Raw genomic sequence first — 22,158 nt, 5'->3', positions numbered from 1 at the left:
GCGACTCGTCGCTGCTTTTTCTTTTCTGCTATATAGCATTTAGTTGACTGGCTTAAGGCTAGTTAACAGCCGTCTCTTCTTCACCGTATTCAAACGCTCGAATAACCTGTTTTACGCCAGAGATATTACGCGCAACTTCTGTCGCGATATCGGCATGCTCTCGAGTTACGAGTCCAAGTAGGAATACTTCAGAATCCTCAGTAATTACTTTTACTTTGATGCCGTTAAGCTCAGCATTCGCAAGCAGAGCTGATTTCACCTTAGTGGTAATCCAGCTGTCTTTACTGATCGCACTCACAGACAATGGCTCTTTCACTCGAACCTGATTGTGGATACTCTCAACGCCAGCCACTTCTTTGGCTTGGTTTTCAAAAGTGCGACGTTCTGAATCTGTGGTCGCTTGGCCCATCAGTACCACCGAACCTCGGTATGAGCTTGCGGTGACACGCACGTTGCCACGGAATGGTTGTTTATTGGTAATCGCAGCAACTTCAAATTCGATGTTGTTGTCGTTCCAAATCTCTTTGGTGGTTCGTGTATCTGTGACTAGGTTTGCTGTGGTTGCAGCACCAGCAATGAAAATGCCAGCACAACCAGACAGAGACAGTGTAAGTAGCGAAACACTAATCAGCTTAAACAGCCTCATAGAGGTTAATGATTTCATTATGATGCTCCGTATATCACTCTTCGTGAGCAGGGAAGAGTACTTGATCGATTAGGTCACATAGGCAGTGTAGTGTCACCATGTGTACTTCATGAATGCGCGCTGTACGGTGTGAAGGGATACGAATCTCTACATCGTGTTCACCAAGCAAGCCAGCCATTTCGCCACCATCTTTACCAGTAAAGGCGATGATTGTCATGTCGCGAGTTACCGCTGCTTCCATTGCCTTAATGATGTTCTTGCTGTTACCGCTAGTCGAGATCGCCAACAGAATATCGCCAGTTTGACCGAATGCACGCACCTGCTTGGAGAAGATCTCTTCATAGTGGTAGTCGTTAGCCACAGCCGTTAGCGTGGTGTTGTCTGCTGTGAGTGCCATTGCTGGAAGGCTAGGGCGCTCTGTTTCAAATCGGTTGAGTAGGCACGATACAAATTGCTGAGCATTCGACGCCGAACCACCATTACCACAACAAAGAATTTTGTTTCCGTTAAGCAAGGTCGCAACCATTGCTTGAGCGGCATGCGTGATTGCGTCAGGCAGAGCTTCTGCAGCCGCAATTTGGATTTGAATACTTTCTGTGAAACTTTCTTTAATGCTGTCTAGCATGTTTATCCTTGGGTAATGGCGTTTTGAATCCAGTCGATAGTGTCATTCGGCCCTTCAATGGCAACAATATCAAACCTGAAATCTGTAGAGTGCACCGACAAGCCTTGCTGCATAAGCCAAACATTGGCTGTTTTGAGCAGTTTCTGTGACTTCTTGGCAGTCACCATTTCAGCGGCATGTCCGTAGCGGGTTTGCTTGCGGTATTTTACCTCAGCAAACACAACCGTATTGTTATGGCGCATTATAAGATCAATCTCGCCACATTTTGCTATGAAGTTTTCTTCTATTAACGATAAACCGTGGTTAATCAGATAAGATTTTGCCACGGTCTCGTATTTATCACCCACTTGCTTGTGGGTGATACTTGGTTTGGATAGGAACTTTCGGCTAAAAAGCCCCATGCTCTGCCCAGCTGATTTCACGTTGAACGACACAGTTGTTATCGATGGTTAGCACACCCGTTTCACCTGGAATGCTGTAACCCTGTACGGCTTTCATCTGTGGCAGTGCATCCATTAGGTAGTATGCATCCATTCCCAGTGCTTGCAGACGCTTTTGGCCGTTTGAGTGTGCAGGCCATAGGTCGTTTAGCTCTTTATTAAGCTCGTTTTTGTTCTCAACCAATAGTGGGATGTCGCTGTAGAACACGCCGGTTAGGTCTTCATACTGCTTATCACCGCTGTTGCTGCGTGAGTTTGAGAAAAGAGCGGGCTGGCTAGCATCAGGGTTAATTGCAACTTCAATGAAGGGTTTGATTAGCGTTAGCTCTGAGTTCTTAGCCACAATGTAAACAGAATCGATATCACGACGGCTGCGTGGCTCTGTTTCTAGGTCTAGGTTCAGTAACCCGTCCATTTGAGCGATACGCTGTTGGCTCTCTTGCAAGCCGAATACCTGATTCACATTACGTTGCAGTTGGCGTTTGTCAGAGAATAAGCTGATAGCAACATCGTTGCTGCTGTATTTTTTCCACTCTTCTTTAAACGCTTGCTCAACACGCTCACCTAAACGTCCTCTTGGCGCAAGGATAAGCGGGTACTTGTAGCCTTGAGCAAATAGGTGTTTCGCTGCCTGAGCAACTTCTTGTTCTGGCGATAGAGCGAGATAACAAATGTTAGTATCAGGTTCTAGTTGTGTTGGAATGTTCAGAGCTAATGCTGGAATCGAGTTTTCGTGGTTTTTCTGTGCTTGCTGAAGTTTAGTGATGTTACTCTTGATCAGCGGGCCAACGATGAAATCAACGTTGTTCTCTTCCAGTGTCGCTTTAATCTCAGCGGCACTTTGCACGTTGGTATCCATTACCGTCAGCGTTGCATCTTCTTCGCGCTCTTTGTCATTCATCATCGCAAAGATGAAACCGTCACGCACAAGTTGTGCCTGCTTGCCGTACTTACCGGTTAGAGGCAGTAATAGTGCAGTGCTGGTTGGCTTGCTGATCTCTAGCGCTAAGATGTCAGTGATCGCTTGAGGTGTGTATGTCGCTGCTGGGTGCTGAGGATTCTCTGCTAGCCAATCAGACAGGGTTTCCTGCAGGTTTGGAAGGTTTGAGTTCAGCGTCTTCATGTAAATCGCCAGCTGTAACCAACCTGCAAGAACGTCTTCTGTAGGCGACGTCTTAAGCTCTAGAATCTCATATTGAGAGTAGCTATTTAGGTTCTGCCAAATACGGTCAGCAGCTTGTTGTTGGAGCTCGTCGTCAGCGTCTAGATACTCTGAATAAAGAACTAACTCACGGCTTGCTTCAAAATACTCGCTTTGCATTTCAGAAATGTTCGCGCGTAGCTCGTGATAATCTTTCCACTGCTCGTTCGGAAGTTTCCACCAAGGCTGGAAGTTCAGTTGGCTATAAGCTTGTTCAGGCTGCGAGTTATTCACCAGCAGTTGAGCGCGCGCTAATTGCCATTCCGCTTGTTGCGTTTCGCTCAGCTCTTGTTTTGCTAAGCGTTTAATAAGCAGAGTTGCTTGATCGGTTTTTCCAGCTTGCACAGAAGCCTTAAGCGCCATGATTAACCAGTCGTTTTGTAGACTTCCTTTGCTACTATCCGCCTGCATCATGTAACTTTCAGTTGATTGCGCTGGATCTAGTGTAATATCAACGCTCGTTGGTGCTTGAGGACCTGAAGAACAAGCCGCCAATGTAATTGCTAATGCAATTGGAGTTAGTAAGCGTGGTACACTGAGTCTCTTATGGTTCATCGTTGCCATGAGTTCTTTAAATTCCGTATAAATTTGTATCTATATTAATCGTTGAAGTGATGGTAAACAAATGACAGATAACAAAACCTTGCTCACAGAGAGCCCAACTCTCTACATTGTGCCAACCCCAATCGGAAATTTGGGAGATATCACTCAAAGAGCAATTGAAATTTTATCAAGTGTCGATGTTATTGCAGCCGAAGACACACGCCACACGGGTAAGCTGCTTGCTCACTTCAATATATCAACCAGAACGTTCGCTTTACATGATCATAATGAACAAACTAAAGCGCAAGTTCTAGTCGAAAGGTTATTAGAAGGTCAGTCTATCGCATTAGTCTCTGATGCGGGTACTCCTTTAATTAGTGACCCAGGTTACCATCTTGTCTCACAATGTCGTCAAGCGGGTGTGAGAGTTGTGCCACTTCCTGGTGCTTGTGCTGTGATTACCGCGTTAAGTGCTTCTGGTTTACCGTCAGATCGTTTCAGCTTTGAAGGCTTCTTACCGCCAAAGAGCAAAGGTCGTAAAGACAAGTTCTTAGAGATCGCAAAGGCAGAGCGCACCTGCATCTTTTATGAATCACCGCACCGTATTTCAGACTCTCTACAAGATATGCTCGAGATTCTTGGCCCTGACCGTGAGGTTGTATTGGCGCGTGAGCTAACCAAAACCTTCGAAACCATCCAAGGGCTGCCACTTGGTGAGCTTATTGAGTGGATTGAAGAAGACGCGAACCGTAAACGCGGTGAGATGGTGTTACTGATTCACGGCCACCGTGAAGAAGCGAGCACAGAATTGCCAGACGAAGCGACTCGCACACTAGGTATTCTAACCAAAGAGCTGCCTCTTAAAAAAGCGGCGGCGATGACGGCAGAAATCTACAATCTGAAAAAGAACGCTTTATACAAATGGGGCCTAGAGCATCTAGACAACTAGAAACCTCTTTATAGAGTAGCTAACCTGTATTGAAAAGCTTGTGAGGAATGATGGTATTGCCGTCATTCCTCTTTTTTTGTCTGAATTGTGTGAATTTCACGCAGTTGCTTAGAGGTTTGCACCATATTTGTGATCTCGCTAGACACTGCCCCCTAATCTCTATACAATCCGCCCTCGGAGTTGAACGGGTAATCGCTGCTTTGCTGATGTCCTTCGGGAGACTGACGTTGAGGTCCTTCGGGAAACTGACGTTGAAGTCCTTCGGGAGACTGGTAGAGGGGAGGAACGTCCGGGCTCCATAGAGCAGGGTGCCAGATAACGTCTGGGGGGCGCGAGCCCACGACAAGTGCAGCAGAGAGAAGACCGCCGATGGCCTCATTTCTTCGGAAGGGGCACAGGTAAGGCTGAAAGGGTGCGGTAAGAGCGCACCGTGCGACTGGCAACAGTTCGTAGCAAGGTAAACTCCACCCGGAGCAAGATCAAATAGGCCCTCACATTGCGTTGCTCGCGTATGGGGGCGGGTAGATTGCTTGAGCCTGTGAGCGATTGCAGGCCTAGACGAATGGTTACCGCCGCGCAAGCGGAACAGAACCCGGCGTATGTGTCAACTCCACCTATATAAAGAACCCATCATTACTTAACGGTAGTGATGGGTTTTTTGCTTTATATTGACGTAAATTATTTAGATTTCCTTAGAATCCTTCACCCTGATATGAGCTTGGGTCAAAAATTCCCAAAGCCTATACACAATATGGTGGAGATACGGCGTGAAATCAGTACACTAAAACGTTAATAGAACAAATTATTGCCGAACTAATGGCTCAATCCACTCACTGAGAAGACTATGACAGAAGCATTCAAACATATTTCAGTATTGCTTAACGAATCTATTGACGGACTTGCGATCAAACCTGACGGTACCTACATCGATGGTACTTTTGGCCGTGGTGGTCACAGCCGTACAATCCTGTCTAAACTGGGCGAGAATGGACGACTCTTTAGTATCGACCGCGATCCACAAGCGATTGCAGAAGCGCAAAAGATTGATGACCCTCGTTTTACGATTATTCACGGCCCGTTCTCAGGTATGGCTGAATATGCAGAGCGTTATGACTTAGTCGGTCAAGTGGATGGCGTGTTACTGGATCTAGGTGTTTCTTCACCACAGCTAGATGACGCTGAGCGTGGCTTTAGCTTCATGAAAGACGGCCCGCTTGATATGCGTATGGATCCAACAACCGGTATTCCTGTTTCTCAGTGGTTAGTTGAAGCGGATCTTGATGATATCACTTGGGTTATTCGTGAGTTCGGTGAAGACAAACACGCTCGTCGTATCGCGAAAGGCATCATCGCTTATCAAGAGAATGAAGAGAACGAACCACTAACGCGCACTGGTCAGTTGGCTAAGCTTATCTCGGATGTAGCTCCAAAAAGCTTCAAAGAGAAAAAGCACCCAGCAACACGTGCTTTCCAAGCCTTCCGTATCTATATCAACAGCGAACTTGAAGAGATCGATACCGCACTGAAAGGTGCAGCAAGCATTCTTGCTCCTCAAGGTCGTATCTCTGTTATCAGCTTCCACTCTCTTGAAGACCGCATGGTGAAGCGCTTTATCCGTAAAGAGAGCCAAGGGCCACAGGTTCCTCATGGTTTACCGCTAACAGAAGATCAAATTAAAGCTTTAGGTAGTGCCGATCTAAAACCAATTGGTAAAGCGATCAAGCCTTCTAAAGGTGAAGTGGATGAGAATACTCGTTCGCGTAGCTCAGTATTACGAATCGCAGAAAAGCTATAGTCAATGAAGACCTCCAAACCGAACTTAGCCAAGATAATATTTTTTGATTTGATCTCCGTGGGCAAGGTCCCATTGATGCTTCTTATCTGTATCTTCGCGAGTGCGATGGGGGTCGTTCTTACGACACATATGTCACGTCAGGCGATCACGCAAAAAGACACGGCGTTGATGGAGCGAGAACAGCTTGATGATGAGTGGCGAAATTTAATGCTTGAAGAGACAGCTCTGGCTGAACATAGTCGCGTTCAAGCATCGGCAAAACGAGAGCTAGACATGAAACGTCCAGACTCTGAAAAAGAAGTTGTGATCACACTGAAATGACCGGTAAAAAGGAAAAAGCACCCGCAAAAACCGTTAAGAAATCAACGAAAGAGCGTGTGACGAGCGAAAAGGATTCGGATCCAATTCTTATTAAATGGCGTTTCAACGTCGTTATTGCTTTCGTGTTTCTTGCCTTTGCTGCGCTGGTTGGTCGTGTGGCTTACATCCAAATTATTGAACCAGATAACTTAATTCGTCAGGGCGACCTTCGCTCAGTACGTGTTAAGGCAATTCCTTCTGCTCGCGGTATTATCTCAGACCGCAATGGCGAGCCGCTTGCTGTGAGTGTTCCAGTTGAAGCGGTATGGGCCGATCCTAAAACGATTTTCGATAAAAACGGCATGGCCCAAATTGATCGTTGGTACGCGTTAGCCGATGTACTTGGCTTAGAGCGACAATCGATGATCGACAAGATCTCTAGCAACAAATCCCGCCGATTTATTTACCTGCAAAGACAAGTTAGCCCTGCAATGGCTAAGTATATCCGTGAGCTTAAGCTGGTGGGTGTTGGTCTGAAAGCGGAATCTCGACGTTACTATCCTGCAGGCGAAGTTAGTGCGCACCTTATCGGTGTTACCGGGATTGATGGACACGGCCTAGAAGGCGTTGAGCGCAGCTATGACAAGTGGCTCACAGGCGAGGCGGGTAAGCGCACGATTCGTAAAGATCGCTACGGACGTGTTGTTGAAAACATTGCTTTGGAAGAGCGTGAAGAAGGCAAACCACTCGAGCTAACGATCGATCAACGATTACAAGCGATCGCCTACCGAGCGATTAAACAGGCGGTGGCCGATCATAAGGCGACTTCTGGCTCTGCTATTTTGTTGGATGTAAAAACCGGCGCTGTGTTGGCGATGGTCAATGCCCCTTCTTATAACCCGAACAATCGTGCCGATTTACAAAGTTTTAAGATGCGTAACCGCGTGCTGACCGATGCGATGGAACCCGGCTCTACCGTGAAACCTTTTGTGGTTTTGGCGGCGCTAGAGAACGGCACGGCAGATCCAGATATCGTTATTGATACTGGCAACGGCATCATGCAGATCGGTGGTAGCCGTGTGCGAGACTCTTCTAAAGTCGGTAAGGCTGATTTAGCGCTGATCCTCAAGAAGTCGAGTAACATCGGTGTGGCGAAGTTGGCACTTAACATGCCTTTAGAAGCTCTGCTTGGGATGTACAGTTCTGTAGGTTTGGGCGAAATGTCCGGGCTGAACTTAATCGGTGAAACGAGCGGTATTTTCCCGAATCGTCGTCGCTGGTCTAAGTTTGAAATTGCAACACTATCATTCGGTTACGGTTTGTCTGTGACACCGATGCAGTTGGCCCATGCGTATGCGACGCTAGCCAACAAAGGCATGTATGAACCGATTCATATTATTAAGAGTAACGACCAAGACTTTTCTAAGCAGATCATCAAGCGCGAGAACGCTGAACTGGTTTTGAATATGCTCGAAGGGGTGACTCAAAAAGGCGGCACAGCAACAAGAGCGGCCGTTCCTGGTTACCGAGTTGCAGCAAAAACGGGTACTTCTCGTAAGGCTGAAGCTGGCGGATACAGTGACGAATACATTGCGATCACCGCAGGTTTTGCCCCGGTTAGTGACCCAAGAGTCGCGCTGGTTGTTGTGGTCAATGAGCCTCAAGGTGACCTTTACTATGGCGGTTCAGTTGCTGCCCCCGTTTTTTCTGAAATCATGAAGGGTGCATTGCAAATACTGAATGTCCCTGCTGATGAAAACAAGTTTCAAGAATAGAGCCAATCAGGATTCAATATGAGTAATAGCCTCACGCTGTCATCTTTACTTTTTCCTTGGGGTGACTTTAGTTCACCTGAGCTGGATGCGATTGCTGTTGAGCAGTTGGAGTTGGATAGTCGTGCCATCAAAGACGGCGATATTTTTGTTGCTGTGGTTGGGCATGCTGTTGATGGCCGTCGTTTCATCGACAAAGCGGTCGCACAGGGAAGCAATGCCGTTATCGCACAAGCTGATGCTGAAAAGGCCCATGGTCTGATTGAGTGGTTGGATGCTGTTCCAGTAATTTACATTAAAGACCTTAACTTGGTGTTATCTGAGTTGGCCGGTCGTGTTTACTCGTCTCAAGCAACTAAGCTGATTGGTGTTACCGGCACCAATGGCAAAACCACCATTACCCAATTGATAGTTCAGTGGCTTGACCTTGTTGGTCAACGCTCTGCGGTAATGGGCACCACGGGTAATGGCTTTTTAGACAATCTAAAAACCGCGGCGAATACCACCGGCAGTGCGATTGAAATACAACGCACACTGAGTGAGTTAGCGGAAGAAAATGCGGCTTACACAGCTATGGAAATATCTTCTCATGGTTTGGTGCAAGGTCGCGTTAAAGCCTTGGACTTTGAAGTCGGTGTATTCACTAATTTGAGCCGTGATCATCTTGATTACCATGGCACGATGGAAGAGTACGCTTTAGCTAAGAAGAGCCTGTTTACTGAGCACAAATGCAAGCACGCTGTCATAAACGTTGATGACGAAGTGGGCAAAGCTTGGATGACAGATTTATCGAATGCGATTGCTGTTTCATTACTTCCATTAACGGGCTACCAACAGTCGGTATGGGCATCTGATGTTGCCTATGCAGAAACTGGGATTAAGCTCTCTTTCGATGGTAATTGGGGGCAAGGCGATCTTTCTGTTCCATTAATTGGTCAGTTCAACGCATCAAACGTACTGGTTGCCTTTGCGACCTTGCTGTCATTAGGTATCGATAAGCAAATCTTGGTCGACACTGCGCCTCAGCTGCAACCTGTGATTGGCCGAATGGAGCTATTCCAAGTGCAGAACAAAGCAAAAGTGGTTGTCGATTACGCACATACGCCAGACGCTTTAGAAAAAGCATTAGCAGCATTGCGAGTTCATTGTTCTGGAAAATTGTGGGCTATCTTTGGCTGCGGCGGTGACCGTGACACTGGTAAGCGTCCTATGATGGCAGTGACCGCAGAGCAGTTCGCCGATAAAATCATTATTTCAGATGACAACCCTCGTAGCGAAGATCCGGCATTGATTGTCAAAGACATGCTGGCAGGCTTAAGCAAACCTGAATCTGCATTTGTGGAACACGATCGCTACCAAGCGGTTAAGTTCGCGCTTGAACAGGCAGACAGCAATGACATTATTCTTTTGGCTGGTAAAGGCCATGAGGATTACCAAGTATTAAAAGACGAAACGATCCATTACTCAGATCGAGAGTCTGCGCTTCAACTTTTAGGTATTTCATAATGATTGATGTATCACTCGAACAGATTTGTTCAGCTGTCAGCGGTGAGTTGATTGAGTCTGGTAACTCAAACAATGCCTTAATTAATGCCGTTTCTACCGACACTCGCACCGTTGAAGAAGGCGCATTGTTTGTGGCTATTGTCGGAGAACGCTTCGATGCGCATGACTTTTGTCATCAAGCGGTTGAGGCAAATGCGAGCGCGTTGTTAGTCGAACGAAAACTTGACCTAAATATTACTCAAGTTGTTGTTGAAGACACTAAACTTGCTTTAGGTCAACTAAGTGCTTGGATCCACAAACAATGTAACGTGCCAACCATGGCGATAACAGGAAGCTGTGGCAAAACGACCGTCAAAGAGATGGTCGCGAGCATTCTGCAGCAACGTGGCAAAGTGCTGTTTACAGCGGGTAACTTCAATAATGATATTGGAGTACCACTAACCTTGCTGCGCAGTGAACCCAATGACGACTATGCCGTGATAGAACTGGGCGCGAACCACATTGGTGAAATTGCCTATACCACGCAGCTTGTGAAACCACAGGTGGCCTTAGTGAATAACGTTGCTGCCGCGCATCTAGAGGGCTTTGGCTCAATTGATGGTGTTAAACAAGCGAAAGGTGAAATCTTTCAGGGGCTTGCTGCTGGTGATACTGCTATTGTTAATTTAGAAAGCAACGGTGGCGACTTTTGGAATGAAGTACTCGCAGATAAAACGGTACTGACATTTTCAGAAAGCGACAGCACGGCAAATTACTTTGCTAAGAATATTCGCATTAATGAGCAGGGCGAAGCGTGCTTTGAGATGCAAACGCCGCAAGGCGCTATGCCGGTTGAGCTTGGCATTATCGGTCAGCATAACGTAGCGAATGCGTTGGCGGCAGCAGCGTTGAGCATTCAGTTTGGTGCCACGCTTGAAGAAGTAAAAAATGGTTTAGCGAATCTTATCTCTGTCAAAGGGCGAGTTGAGGTTCAACAATTAAGTCAGAATATCAAGCTGATAGATGACAGTTATAACGCCAGCGTACCCGCGATGAAGGCGGCAGCCAAACTGCTGTCGAGCTTCAAAGGTCGACGTTGGCTGATTTTAGGCAATATGGCTGAATTAGGCGACGAAAGCCTTGCACTTCACCGTCAAGTCGGTGAATATGCTGCCCCATTCGCTTTTGAGCATGTACTCACTTACGGTGATGATACCAAGGTGATTAGTGAGGTCTGTAATGGTAACCACTTCGCAACGCATCAAGCGATGATCGCGCACATAGAGCAGCACTTATGCTTGCCAGAAAACGCGTCACATACCTTGTTGGTAAAAGGCGCGAATAGTGCAGGAATGAGTAAAATAGCCGCTGCTTTAAAGGAGAACTTTTCATGATAATTTGGCTTGCAGAGCTACTACAGCCACACCTTTCTTTTTTCCGTTTGTTCGAATACCTATCGTTTCGTGCAATCGCGAGTATTTTGACGGCTTTATGCCTGTCGCTGTGGATGGGCCCTCGTTTAATTGAGCGTCTGCAAATGCTACAAATTGGCCAAGTTGTTCGTAATGACGGCCCTGAATCTCACTTTAGCAAACGTGGTACACCAACCATGGGCGGTGTGATGATCCTAGCTGCCATTATTATTACGGTATTAATGTGGGCTGATCTTTCTAACCCTTACGTTTGGGCGGTATTGGTTGTCCTTGGCGGTTACGGTGCGGTTGGCTTTGTTGATGACTACCGTAAAGTGGTTCGTAAAAACACAGATGGCTTGATCGCTCGTTGGAAGTACTTCTGGCAATCGGCTATTGCATTGGTTGTGGCGTTTGCTCTGTATGCTCACGGACACGATACAGCGGCAACCCAACTGGTGGTGCCTTTCTTTAAAGATGTGATGCCACAATTAGGTTTATTGTACATCGTACTGACTTATTTTGTTATTGTGGGTACCAGTAACGCGGTGAACCTAACAGACGGCCTAGATGGTTTGGCGATTATGCCAACAGTGATGGTTGCTGCTGGTTTTGCTGTGATTGCTTGGGCGACAGGTAACGTTAACTTCGCGGCATATCTACACATTCCATACATCCCATACACTTCTGAGCTTGTAGTTGTATGTACTGCTATCGTGGGTGCTGGGCTTGGCTTCTTATGGTTCAACACCTACCCAGCACAAGTATTCATGGGCGATGTTGGCTCACTAGCACTGGGCGGTGCATTGGGTGTGATTGCTGTGTTAGTTCGCCAAGAGTTGGTACTGGTTATCATGGGCGGTGTGTTTGTAATGGAGACCTTGTCAGTTATTCTGCAGGTGGGCTCTTACAAATTGCGTGGTCAGCGTATTTTCCGCATGGCTCCGATTCACCACCACTATGAACTGAAAGGTTGGCCAGAACCGCGCGTAATCGTGCGCTTTTGGATCATCTCAATGGTATTAGTACTGGTTGGCCTAGCGACACTGAAAGTTCGTTAATCTTATGTGAGCCTCTGATTAGAGGCTCTTTAAAACTATTAAGAGCATCTTGTTTAAATGGAACGTTGGCAAAATATTCAAAATGTAGTGGTTGTGGGGCTCGGTATTACCGGGCTCTCTGTCGTTAAACATCTCGTAAAATATCAGCCTCATACTCATGTGAAGGTGATTGATACTCGAGAGCTACCACCAGGAAAGGAATCTTTACCTGAATCGGTAGAACTGCATTCTGGAAGTTGGAATAGCCAATGGTTAGCGGAAGCTGATTTGGTGATTGCTAACCCAGGTATCGCCTTAGCGACGCCTGAAATACAAGATGTTATTCAGGCGGGAACTCCGGTTGTTGGCGATATTGAACTGTTTGGCTGGGCGGTAGACAAACCTGTTGTGGCTATCACAGGTTCCAATGGCAAGAGCACGGTGACCGATCTAACGGGTGTACTTGCAAAGGCTGCTGGTCTTAACGTTGGTGTTGGTGGCAACATCGGTATTCCTGCCTTAGACCTTCTTGAGCTTGATGCTGATTTATATGTCCTTGAGCTTTCAAGCTTTCAGCTAGAGACAACATCCAGTCTAAACCTTGCAGCGGCGGCCTTTTTGAACTTGTCAGAAGATCATATGGATCGCTATCAAGGCATGGCCGATTACCGTGACGCCAAATTAAGAATTTTTAACAACGCTCAGTACGCGATTGTAAACCGCGAAGACAAAGAGACTTATCCTGACCACAGTATGCCATTAGTGACATTCGGACTCGACGAGCAAGAGTTTGGTGTGGCGACGATTGATGGTACTGAATGGCTGGTGGATAACAGCAAGCCAGTACTTGCTACTCAAGATTTAACATTGGTTGGACGTCACAATGTGGCAAATGCGCTAGTCTCGCTAGCACTGCTTAAACAAGTCGGTATTGATTACAGCAAAAGCCTTGAAGCTCTGAAGGCCTACAACGGTTTAACGCATCGTTGCCAAGTGGTGGCTGATAAGCGTTCTATTAAGTGGGTTAACGACTCGAAAGCAACCAATGTAGCCAGTACATTAGCGGCTCTGTCGGGCTTAGAATATCAAGGCACCTTGTATCTTCTGGTGGGTGGTGTAGGTAAGGGCGCTGATTTTAGTGAGCTTGAACCTGTGTTATCACAGCTAGAGCGTGTTCAACTGTGTTGCTTCGGTGAAGATGCCGCGCAATTTATTCCGTTACACCCATCGTCTAAGACGTTTGAAACTATGGGTGACATTATCGAGAGTATCTCGAAGCAGTTAGTGGCTGGTGATATGGTGATGTTGTCTCCGGCGTGTGCCAGCTTCGATCAATTTAATAACTTCATGGCAAGGGGTGATGCGTTCACTGAACTTGCTCATGAGTATGCCTAACGTGTTGAAGGACTAACATTCAGTGCAAAGAGTGAGAGAGATTAATCAATCTATTTGGCAATGGCTTAACCGTGCCACACCAGAGGCGCTTTACGATCGTCAATTGGTATGGATTGCTCTTGGACTGATGCTGACGGGCTTAGTGATGGTAACATCGGCTTCGTTTCCTATCAGTGCTCGTTTAACCGATCAGCCGTTTCACTTTATGTTCCGTCATGCCATCTTCCTTGTATTGGCGTTAGGTGTCTCTAGCGTCACATTGCAAATCCCGATGCAGCGCTGGTTTCAATACAGTATGTATCTACTGGGCTTGTCCTTCTTCTTGCTGATTGTGGTATTAGCCGTCGGTAAGTCGGTTAACGGCGCATCGCGTTGGATCCCATTAGGGCTATTTAACTTACAACCCGCTGAAGTCGCCAAGTTATCGCTGTTTATCTTTATGGCGGGCTACTTGGTTCGTAAACAAGATGAAGTCAGAAAAACCTTCTTCGGTGGTTTTGGTAAGCCTATCATGGTGTTCGGTGCTTTTGCCGTGTTGCTGCTTGGCCAGCCCGATTTAGGTACTGTGGTCGTAATGCTAGTGACCCTGTTCGGCATGCTATTCATTGCGGGTGCCAAGCTTTCACAATTCATCGCCTTGATGGTGGCAGGTATTGCTGCGGTCGTCGGTTTGATTGTTATAGAACCTTATCGTGTTCGACGTGTTACCTCATTCTGGGAACCTTGGAACGACCCGTTCGGCAGTGGTTACCAGTTAACTCAGTCATTGATGGCGTTTGGCCGTGGTGATTGGATGGGACAAGGGCTCGGTAACTCAATTCAGAAACTCGAATACCTACCCGAAGCGCACACCGATTTTGTATTTGCTGTGCTGGCAGAAGAATTGGGTTTTGTTGGCGTGACCTTGGTGTTGATACTCATCTTTAGCTTGGTTTTTAAAGCCATTTTTATTGGCAAAAAGGCCTTTGAAAATGACCAAGTATTCAGTGGCTACCTGGCATTTGGCATCGGTATTTGGTTTGCATTTCAGACGCTTGTTAACGTGGGTGCAGCTTCAGGCATTGTCCCAACCAAAGGTCTAACCTTGCCGCTGATCAGTTATGGTGGTTCAAGTCTTATCGTGATGTCGGTGGCGGTATCTATGCTGCTGCGTATCGATCACGAATGTCGAATGCAACAAAAAGAACAAGCCGATAATCAAAACGAATTAGTAGAATAAGAATATAACGTGATGAAACAAAACAAAAAACTTTTAGTGATGGCTGGTGGTACTGGCGGTCACGTTTTCCCAGGGTTAGCGGTAGCTAAAAAGCTTCAGCAACAAGGCTGGGAAATTCGCTGGTTAGGAACGGCAGACCGAATGGAAGCGGATTTGGTACCAAAGCATGGTATTGAGATCGACTTCATCAAGGTGAAAGGCCTGCGTGGTCAAGGCATTAGCAAGTTAATTAAAGCGCCGTTCCAGATTATTAATGCCATACTTCAAGCAAGACAACACATTAAAGCATGGCAACCTGATGTGGTGCTTGGCATGGGTGGTTACGTGAGTGGCCCGGGTGGTATCGCGGCATGGTTGTCTGGCATTCCAGTGGTTCTGCATGAACAAAATGCAGTGGCAGGTTTAACCAACCAATGGCTGTCTAAGATTGCTAAAAAGGTTTTCCAAGCTTTCCCTGGTGCTTTCCCTACCGCAGAAGTGGTGGGTAACCCAGTACGCGAAGATGTGGTTGCCTTAGCTGAACCCGAGCAACGCATGGCTGAGCGAGATGGTGACATCCGCATCTTGGTTATGGGCGGCAGTCAGGGCGCAAAAATCCTAAACGATACCTTGCCAGTAACAATGGCGCAGCTTGGTGAAGGATTCACTGTGATGCACCAAGCGGGTAAAAACAATCAACAACAAGTTATTGAGCAATACAAATCACATTCTGTTGATAATGTTCAAGTGACTGAATTTATTGATGATGTGGCGCAAGCTTATGAGTGGGCAGATCTATTAGTGTGTCGCTCAGGTGCATTAACCGTATCAGAAGTGTCTGCGGCAGGTGTCGGATCTATCTTCGTTCCGTTTATGCACAAAGACAGACAACAAGCGTTGAATGCCGACCATTTAGTTGAATGTGGCGCAGCGTTAATGATTGAACAGCCTCAACTAACGGCTGATAAGCTAGCGAACACTATCGCGCAGCTTGATAGAAATGAATTAAAAATGATGGCAACAAAAGCTCGTCAAGCCGCCAAGCTTGATGCTGATGTGACCGTCGCTGAAGCGATTAAAGCTTTAGCAAAATAATGAGATTGAATTGATGACGATTGAACATACCCAAGACTTAGCGCAAATCCGTGCAATGGTGCCAGAGATGCGCCGTGTTAAATCTATCCACTTCATTGGTATTGGTGGTGCCGGAATGAGCGGGATTGCTGAAGTCTTGCTAAATGAAGGCTACCAGATCACGGGTTCTGATATTGCTCAAAACCCAGTGACTGATCGTTTAGTTAGCAAGGGTGCGACCGTTTATATCGGTCACCAAGCGAGTAACGTTGCCGACGCAAGTGTGGTGGTGGTTTCAACCGCTATCAACGAAGAAAACCCAGAAATTATTGCAGCTCGTGAAGCGCGCACACCGATCGTTCGTCGTGCAGAAATGCTGGCTGAGCTAATGCGTTTTCGTCACGGCATTGCTGTGGCAGGTACGCACGGTAAGACAACCACGACTGCGCTAGTGACACAGATTTACTCGGAAGCAGGCCTAGATCCAACCTTCGTAAACGGTGGTTTGGTGAAAAGTGCTGGCACTAACGCACGTTTAGGTTCAAGCCGTATTCTTATCGCTGAAGCCGATGAGAGTGATGCTTCATTCTTACATCTGCAACCAATGGTTAGTATCGTAACTAACATTGAAGCGGATCATATGGATACCTACGGCGGCGATTTTGAAACGCTAAAGCAGACGTTTATCGATTTCTTACACAACCTACCATTCTACGGCCAGGCTGTGATGTGTGTTGATGATCCAGTAGTGCGTGAGCTTATTCCTCAGGTAAGTCGCCAGGTGATTACTTACGGTTTCTCAGAAGATGCGGATATTCGTATTGAGAACTACGTACAAGAAGGCCAGCAAGGCAAATTCACGGTGGTACGTGAAGGTAAAGCTAACCTTGATATCACGTTAAACATTCCGGGTCGTCACAATGCATTGAATGCATCCGCGGCGATTGCTGTTGCAACAGAAGATGACATCAGCGATGAAGCGATTCTAAAAGCGATGGCGGGAACCGAAGGCACGGGTCGTCGTTTCGATCACCTAGGTGAGTACGAAACAGGTAAAGGCGTGGCAATGTTGGTCGATGATTACGGTCATCACCCAACCGAAGTTGATGTGACGATTCAAGCTGCTCGTAGTGGCTGGACTGATAAACGTCTTGTTATGATCTTCCAACCGCACCGTTATAGCCGTACTCGTGATCTGTATGATGATTTTGCGAACGTTCTTGAGCAGGTTGATGTCCTAATTCTGTTAGATGTTTATTCTGCAGGTGAGAAACCTATTGCAGGGGCTGACGGACGCTCATTAAGTCGAACTATTCGTGGGCGTGGTAAGATAGATCCAATCTTTGTTGCCGATATCAACGCACTGCCATCGACTTTAGCCAACGTAATTCAAGGCGGTGACCTTGTTTTAACGCAGGGTGCAGGCGATGTTGGTCGAGTAGCGAAGCAGTTGGAATCGTTACAGTTAGACATTAATAAAATGCAGAACGCGTAACAGAATACTGTCTACAGACTGTGGTCAATCGCTCACTTCTTGCGATTGACCTAAAATTGACCAAAAATCTTATTATCAACGTTTGATAGTTTGATTTTGCTCAGTATAATTCATAGGTTAAAGTAAGTGCTTTTACCTCTATTACGAAGATAGGGAATAGAATTGCGAACCAACGACAGGGAATGCGGGCTTTGGTAGAAAGTACTTTTAGCGAAAACCGCCACCTATTCAGTTTACCGTCGCTCAAGAAACACGCCTTAGGCGGGTCTTTTTTTGTCATGGTATTGCTATTCATTGGGTTTCTTTTCTATACCACACTAACTTGGATGTGGGACGATCAGCGATTGCCTCTCTCCAAAATAGTACTTCAGGGCGACTTAACTTACGTAACCGCTGGTGATGTTCAACATGCCTTTAGCGAGCTAGAGCATATTGGAACCTTCATGTCGCAAGACATCGGTGTGTTGCAAGACAGTTTAGAAGCGTTACCTTGGGTTTCAGTGGTCTCCATTCGTAAGCAGTGGCCAGACACAATAAAAGTATTTTTGACTGAGTACCATGCAGCAGCAATCTGGAACGGCAACATGCTGCTGAATGACGATGGTCAGGTGTTTAATGGTGATATCGGCCTGTTGAAGGGTGATAGAGTTAAGCTTTACGGCCCAGACGGCACCAGCCAAGAAGTGATAGAAAAGTGGCGACAGATAACCCCTTTGATTAACAGTCTAGGGTTAACCGTTACCTCTCTCGTTCTCAATGAGCGTCGCGCTTGGCAAATAATCCTAGATAACGGTATCCGTTTAGAACTAGGTAAAGATTCTTTAGATGAGCGTGTTGAACGCTTCATTTCGCTTTACAACGAACTTGGTAGTAAAGCGAATCAAGTGAGCTACATCGACCTCAGGTATGATACGGGAGCCGCTGTAGGCTGGTTTCCAGAGCAAGAGTTAGAAGAGAGCACAGATGACTAAGACCGCAGATGACAACATAATCGTTGGTCTTGATATAGGCACTGCGACCATATCAGCTCTGGTTGGTGAAATATTGCCTGATGGTCAAATCAATATCATTGGTTCTGGGCAAAGCCCATCCAGAGGTATGGATAAAGGTGGTGTAAACGACCTAGAGTCGGTAGTTAAGTCGGTTCAGCGAGCTATTGATCAAGCAGAGTTGATGGCGGAATGCCAAATCAGCAATGTATTTATCTCGCTATCGGGTAAACATATCGCAAGCCGAATTGAAAAAGGCATGGGCACGATCTCTGATGAAGAGGTGTCTCAAGACGATATGGATCGAGCGATCCATACCGCGAAATCAATTAAAATAGGTGATGAGCAGAGAATTCTGCACGTGATCCCACAAGAATTTACCATTGATTATCAAGAAGGGATTAAGAACCCACTTGGCTTATCTGGTGTTCGAATGGAAGTCAGTGTTCACCTAATTTCTTGCCATAGCGACATGGCGAGAAACATTATTAAAGCTGTTGAACGATGTGGTCTCACAGTAGAACAAATCGTGTTTTCAGGACTTGCCTCAAGCAATGCGGTAATTACTGAAGACGAGAGAGAGCTTGGAGTGTGTGTGGTCGATATCGGTGCGGGTACAATGGATATTTCCATTTGGACTGGCGGCGCACTTCGACACACAGAAGTCTTTTCCTACGCAGGAAATGCAGTAACCAGTGATATTGCCTTCGCTTTCGGCACGCCAGTGAGCGATGCTGAAGAGATAAAAGTAAACCATGGTTGCGCTCTGAGTGAACTCGTAAGCAAGGATGATTCTGTTAACGTCCCAAGTGTTGGTGGTCGCCCATCGAGAAGTTTGCAACGACAAACTTTGTCGGAAGTGATTGAACCACGTTACACTGAACTTATGGGTCTCGTTAACCAAACTATTGATACGGTTCAATTACAGCTACGAGATGAAGGTATTAAACACCACCTTGCAGCTGGCGTCGTTCTCACTGGTGGAGCGGCACAAATTGACGGATTGGTAGAGTGTGCGGAACGTGTTTTCCGCAATCAAGTTCGAGTTGGTAAGCCGTTAGAAGTTAGTGGCTTAACTGACTATGTTAAAGAGCCGTATCATTCTACGGCGGTTGGTTTACTTCATTACGCAAGAGATTGTCAGATCAGTGATGAAGGTGATTACAGCGAACCTAAGCGTTCAGCACCTTCTATGTCTGGTTTATTTGGCAAATTGCGTAATTGGATACAAAAAGAGTTTTAACCTGAGTTGCAGGAAAAAACGGAGATAACACATGTTTGAACCGATGATGGAAATGTCTGACGATGCAGTAATTAAAGTCGTTGGAGTTGGTGGCGGTGGCGGTAACGCTGTTGAGCACATGGTACGTGAATCAATCGAAGGCGTAGAATTCATCAGTGTTAACACTGATGCACAAGCACTTCGTAAAACAAGCGTGAGCAGCGTGATCCAAATTGGTGGTGATATCACTAAAGGTTTGGGCGCTGGTGCAAACCCACAAGTAGGCCGTGATGCAGCTCTCGAAGATCGAGAAAGAATTAAAGAAGTTCTAACTGGCGCCGATATGGTATTTATCGCAGCTGGTATGGGCGGTGGTACTGGTACAGGTGCTGCTCCAGTTATTGCTGAAGTTGCGAAAGAGTTGGGTGTGCTAACGGTTGCTGTTGTAACTAAGCCATTTAGCTTTGAAGGCAAAAAGCGTTTAGCGTTTGCTGAGCAAGGTATTGAAGAGCTTTCTAAACATGTGGATTCTTTAATTACGATTCCAAATGAGAAGCTACTTAAAGTACTTGGCCGCGGCGTAACTCTGCTAGAAGCTTTCGCAAGTGCAAATGATGTACTTAAAAACGCTGTACAAGGTATCGCTGAGCTAATTACTCGCCCTGGTATGATTAACGTCGATTTCGCGGATGTTCGCACCGTAATGTCTGAGATGGGTCATGCAATGATGGGTAGCGGTATCGCAAAAGGTGAAGACCGTGCTGAAGAAGCTGCTGAAACGGCAATTTCTAGCCCACTATTAGAAGACATCGACCTAGCTGGCGCGCGTGGCGTTCTTGTGAACATCACTGCAGGCCTAGATATGCGTCTAGATGAGTTCGAAACAGTAGGTAATACAGTTAAGGCATTCGCATCTGATAACGCAACAGTTGTGATCGGTACTTCTCTAGACCCTGATATGACGGATGAGATCCGTGTAACTGTTGTAGCAACAGGTATCGGCACAGAGAAAAAACCAGACATTACTTTAGTTGCTGGTGGTAAAGCTAAGGTTGCACCAACTCCTCAACCACAGGTAGCGGCTCAAACTGCACCAAAAGTGGAAGAGAAAGTGGCACAGCCATTGCAAGAAAAAACTGAGGTTAAACCTCAAGTTAAGCCGCAGCCAACAACGTCACCTGTTTCTTCAGGTACAGGCGCTAGCCAAAGTGCAGCACCTAAGGCTGAGAAAGAGAGTGGATACTTAGATATTCCAGCATTCTTACGACGTCAGGCTGATTAACAAATACCCAAAATTTGACTATCGTCGAATTAATGGTAAAATTCGCGGTCGGTAAATACTGACCGTGATTTGTAGCACTGATAACGAGGCAAGCAGATGATCAGACAACGTACTCTGAAAGAAATTGTGAAAACAACTGGTGTGGGTCTCCACTCTGGTCGTAAAGTCACACTTACTCTTCGCCCGGCAGCTGCAAATACAGGCATTGTTTATCGTCGTACAGATGTAAATCCACCTGTAGATTTCCCAGCTGATCCAGCGTCAGTTCGTGACACTATGCTATGTACAGCTCTTGTTAATGACGAAGGCGTACGTATCTCTACAGTGGAACACCTTAACGCAGCTCTAGCGGGTATGGGCATCGACAACATTATTGTTGAAGTAGATGCTCCTGAGATCCCAATTATGGATGGTAGCGCAAGCCCATTTGTATACTTGCTACAGCAAGCGGGTGTAGAAACACTGAATGCAGCGAAGCGTTTTATTCGTATCAAAAAGCCTATCCGTTTTGAAGATGGCGATAAGTGGGCAGAGTTTGTTCCATTTAACGGCTTCCGTATGGACTTTGAGATCGACTTTAACCACCCAGCAATTGAATCTGATGAGCAACGTTTGTTGTTTGATTTCTCTTCACAAGGCTTTGTGAAAGAAATCTCTCGCGCTCGTACTTTCGGCTTCATGCGCGATATTGAGTATCTACAATCTCAAAACCTAGTACTTGGCGGTAGCTTCGATAACGCTATCGTTCTAGACGAATACCGAATTCTTAATGAAGAAGGTCTACGTTTTGACAATGAGTTCGTAACTCACAAAGTACTGGATGCGATTGGTGACCTTTACATGTGTGGACACGCTATTATTGGTGAGTTCCGTGCATACAAATCAGGTCACGGCCTAAACAACCAACTACTACGTGCAGTACTTGCTGACGCAGAAGCTTGGGAATGGGCAACATTCGAAGAAGAAGTAGGCTCTCCTGTTGCATTTGCTGAGCCAGGAATGGTTCTAGCGTAATTGTTGTTTACAACAATATAAGATTTCGAAAACCAGGTCATTAACCTGGTTTTTTTGTATCTATTTTCCAGATACAGTGTCGTCAACATCCGAAAGTTGACTACCAATGGGCTACAGTCTGGCTAATCCGTCAGCAATTAGAAAGAAAAGTTCCAAGCACATCAAACAAATGGGGTTATAAATGGTCGTTGGTGTGAAAATTACTTACACTAAAGGGCATTAATTTTAACTCAAGCCTTGAAAACTCTACTCTCAAGTACAATATCAAAGATACTAGATTT

At 46.2% G+C, this 22,158-nt stretch carries 19 protein-coding genes and 1 other RNA gene; 16 read left to right on the top strand and 4 right to left on the bottom strand.

The window, feature by feature from the left end; genetic code table 11:
* Positions 1-58: 58 nt before the first annotated feature.
* Genes OCV19_RS13905 through OCV19_RS13890 form a run of 4 tightly spaced genes read right to left on the bottom strand, consistent with a single transcriptional unit; the run spans position 59 to position 3,476 of the window.
* Positions 59-664, bottom strand: a complete 606-nt coding sequence (locus tag OCV19_RS13905; protein ID WP_065676122.1) for a BON domain-containing protein — start codon at positions 662-664, stop codon at positions 59-61.
* A 16-nt stretch (positions 665-680) separates the two neighbouring features.
* Positions 681-1,271 carry a phosphoheptose isomerase gene (locus tag OCV19_RS13900; RefSeq protein ID WP_004729817.1) on the bottom strand — a complete coding sequence of 197 codons (591 nt, stop codon included), beginning with the start codon at positions 1,269-1,271 and terminating at the stop codon, positions 681-683.
* Between the two features lie 2 nt (positions 1,272-1,273).
* Complete coding sequence (locus OCV19_RS13895) at positions 1,274-1,672, bottom strand: YraN family protein (protein ID WP_050622288.1); 399 nt, start codon at positions 1,670-1,672, stop codon at positions 1,274-1,276.
* Positions 1,659-3,476, bottom strand: a complete 1,818-nt coding sequence (locus OCV19_RS13890) for a penicillin-binding protein activator (protein WP_050622289.1) — start codon at positions 3,474-3,476, stop codon at positions 1,659-1,661. Before OCV19_RS13890 ends, OCV19_RS13895 begins: the two co-directional genes overlap by 14 nt.
* A gap of 61 nt (positions 3,477-3,537) precedes the next feature.
* Between OCV19_RS13890 and rsmI the strand changes: the two genes are divergently transcribed.
* The 16 genes from rsmI to lpxC all read left to right on the top strand — a co-directional run bounded on the left by rsmI (position 3,538) and on the right by lpxC (position 21,877).
* A complete protein-coding gene (gene rsmI, locus OCV19_RS13885) occupies positions 3,538-4,404 on the top strand; it encodes a 16S rRNA (cytidine(1402)-2'-O)-methyltransferase (RefSeq protein ID WP_019824587.1) in 867 nt (288 codons plus the stop codon).
* Between the two features lie 176 nt (positions 4,405-4,580).
* Positions 4,581-5,020, top strand: an RNA gene (gene rnpB, locus OCV19_RS13880) — RNase P RNA component class A.
* A 228-nt stretch (positions 5,021-5,248) separates the two neighbouring features.
* Positions 5,249-6,199: a 16S rRNA (cytosine(1402)-N(4))-methyltransferase RsmH gene (gene rsmH / locus OCV19_RS13875; RefSeq protein ID WP_065676121.1), complete on the top strand. Its 951-nt coding sequence runs from the start codon at positions 5,249-5,251 to the stop codon at positions 6,197-6,199.
* Between the two features lie 3 nt (positions 6,200-6,202).
* Positions 6,203-6,520, top strand: coding sequence for a cell division protein FtsL (gene ftsL / locus OCV19_RS13870; RefSeq protein ID WP_065676120.1), 318 nt, complete (start codon positions 6,203-6,205; stop codon positions 6,518-6,520).
* Positions 6,517-8,274 (top strand): penicillin-binding transpeptidase domain-containing protein, encoded by a 1,758-nt coding sequence (locus tag OCV19_RS13865; RefSeq protein ID WP_048618225.1) that lies wholly within the window; start codon positions 6,517-6,519, stop codon positions 8,272-8,274. The genes ftsL and OCV19_RS13865 overlap by 4 nt, the downstream gene beginning before the upstream one ends.
* Before the next feature lie 18 nt (positions 8,275-8,292).
* Complete coding sequence (murE, locus tag OCV19_RS13860; RefSeq protein WP_065676119.1) at positions 8,293-9,777, top strand: UDP-N-acetylmuramoyl-L-alanyl-D-glutamate--2,6-diaminopimelate ligase; 1,485 nt, start codon at positions 8,293-8,295, stop codon at positions 9,775-9,777.
* A complete protein-coding gene (locus OCV19_RS13855; RefSeq protein ID WP_065676118.1) occupies positions 9,777-11,150 on the top strand; it encodes a UDP-N-acetylmuramoyl-tripeptide--D-alanyl-D-alanine ligase in 1,374 nt (457 codons plus the stop codon). The genes murE and OCV19_RS13855 overlap by 1 nt, the downstream gene beginning before the upstream one ends.
* Positions 11,147-12,229, top strand: a complete 1,083-nt coding sequence (gene mraY, locus OCV19_RS13850; RefSeq protein ID WP_019824581.1) for a phospho-N-acetylmuramoyl-pentapeptide-transferase — start codon at positions 11,147-11,149, stop codon at positions 12,227-12,229. The genes OCV19_RS13855 and mraY overlap by 4 nt, the downstream gene beginning before the upstream one ends.
* 57 nt (positions 12,230-12,286) lie before the next feature.
* Positions 12,287-13,603, top strand: coding sequence for a UDP-N-acetylmuramoyl-L-alanine--D-glutamate ligase (gene murD / locus OCV19_RS13845; RefSeq protein ID WP_065676117.1), 1,317 nt, complete (start codon positions 12,287-12,289; stop codon positions 13,601-13,603).
* A 22-nt stretch (positions 13,604-13,625) separates the two neighbouring features.
* Positions 13,626-14,822, top strand: a complete 1,197-nt coding sequence (gene ftsW / locus OCV19_RS13840) for a cell division protein FtsW (protein WP_065676116.1) — start codon at positions 13,626-13,628, stop codon at positions 14,820-14,822.
* Positions 14,823-14,834: 12 nt separating this feature from the next.
* Positions 14,835-15,896, top strand: coding sequence for an undecaprenyldiphospho-muramoylpentapeptide beta-N-acetylglucosaminyltransferase (gene murG, locus OCV19_RS13835; protein ID WP_065676115.1), 1,062 nt, complete (start codon positions 14,835-14,837; stop codon positions 15,894-15,896).
* A 13-nt stretch (positions 15,897-15,909) separates the two neighbouring features.
* On the top strand, positions 15,910-17,370 hold the full coding sequence (gene murC / locus OCV19_RS13830) for a UDP-N-acetylmuramate--L-alanine ligase (RefSeq protein WP_065676114.1): 1,461 nt from the start codon (positions 15,910-15,912) through the stop codon (positions 17,368-17,370).
* Positions 17,371-17,648: 278 nt separating this feature from the next.
* Positions 17,649-18,341 (top strand): cell division protein FtsQ/DivIB, encoded by a 693-nt coding sequence (locus tag OCV19_RS13825; RefSeq protein WP_017059290.1) that lies wholly within the window; start codon positions 17,649-17,651, stop codon positions 18,339-18,341.
* Positions 18,334-19,602, top strand: a complete 1,269-nt coding sequence (ftsA, locus tag OCV19_RS13820; RefSeq protein WP_010434747.1) for a cell division protein FtsA — start codon at positions 18,334-18,336, stop codon at positions 19,600-19,602. The genes OCV19_RS13825 and ftsA overlap by 8 nt, the downstream gene beginning before the upstream one ends.
* Positions 19,603-19,633: 31 nt before the next feature.
* Entirely contained in the window at positions 19,634-20,863 is a 1,230-nt protein-coding gene (ftsZ, locus tag OCV19_RS13815; RefSeq protein ID WP_017059291.1) for a cell division protein FtsZ, read from the top strand.
* 96 nt (positions 20,864-20,959) lie between these two features.
* Entirely contained in the window at positions 20,960-21,877 is a 918-nt protein-coding gene (lpxC, locus tag OCV19_RS13810) for a UDP-3-O-acyl-N-acetylglucosamine deacetylase (RefSeq protein ID WP_010434751.1), read from the top strand.
* The last annotated feature ends 281 nt before the right edge of the window (positions 21,878-22,158 follow it).

The organism is Vibrio celticus (assembly GCF_024347335.1).
Classification (GTDB): domain Bacteria; phylum Pseudomonadota; class Gammaproteobacteria; order Enterobacterales; family Vibrionaceae; genus Vibrio; species Vibrio celticus.
This window is presented reverse-complemented; position numbering and strand designations above follow the sequence as displayed.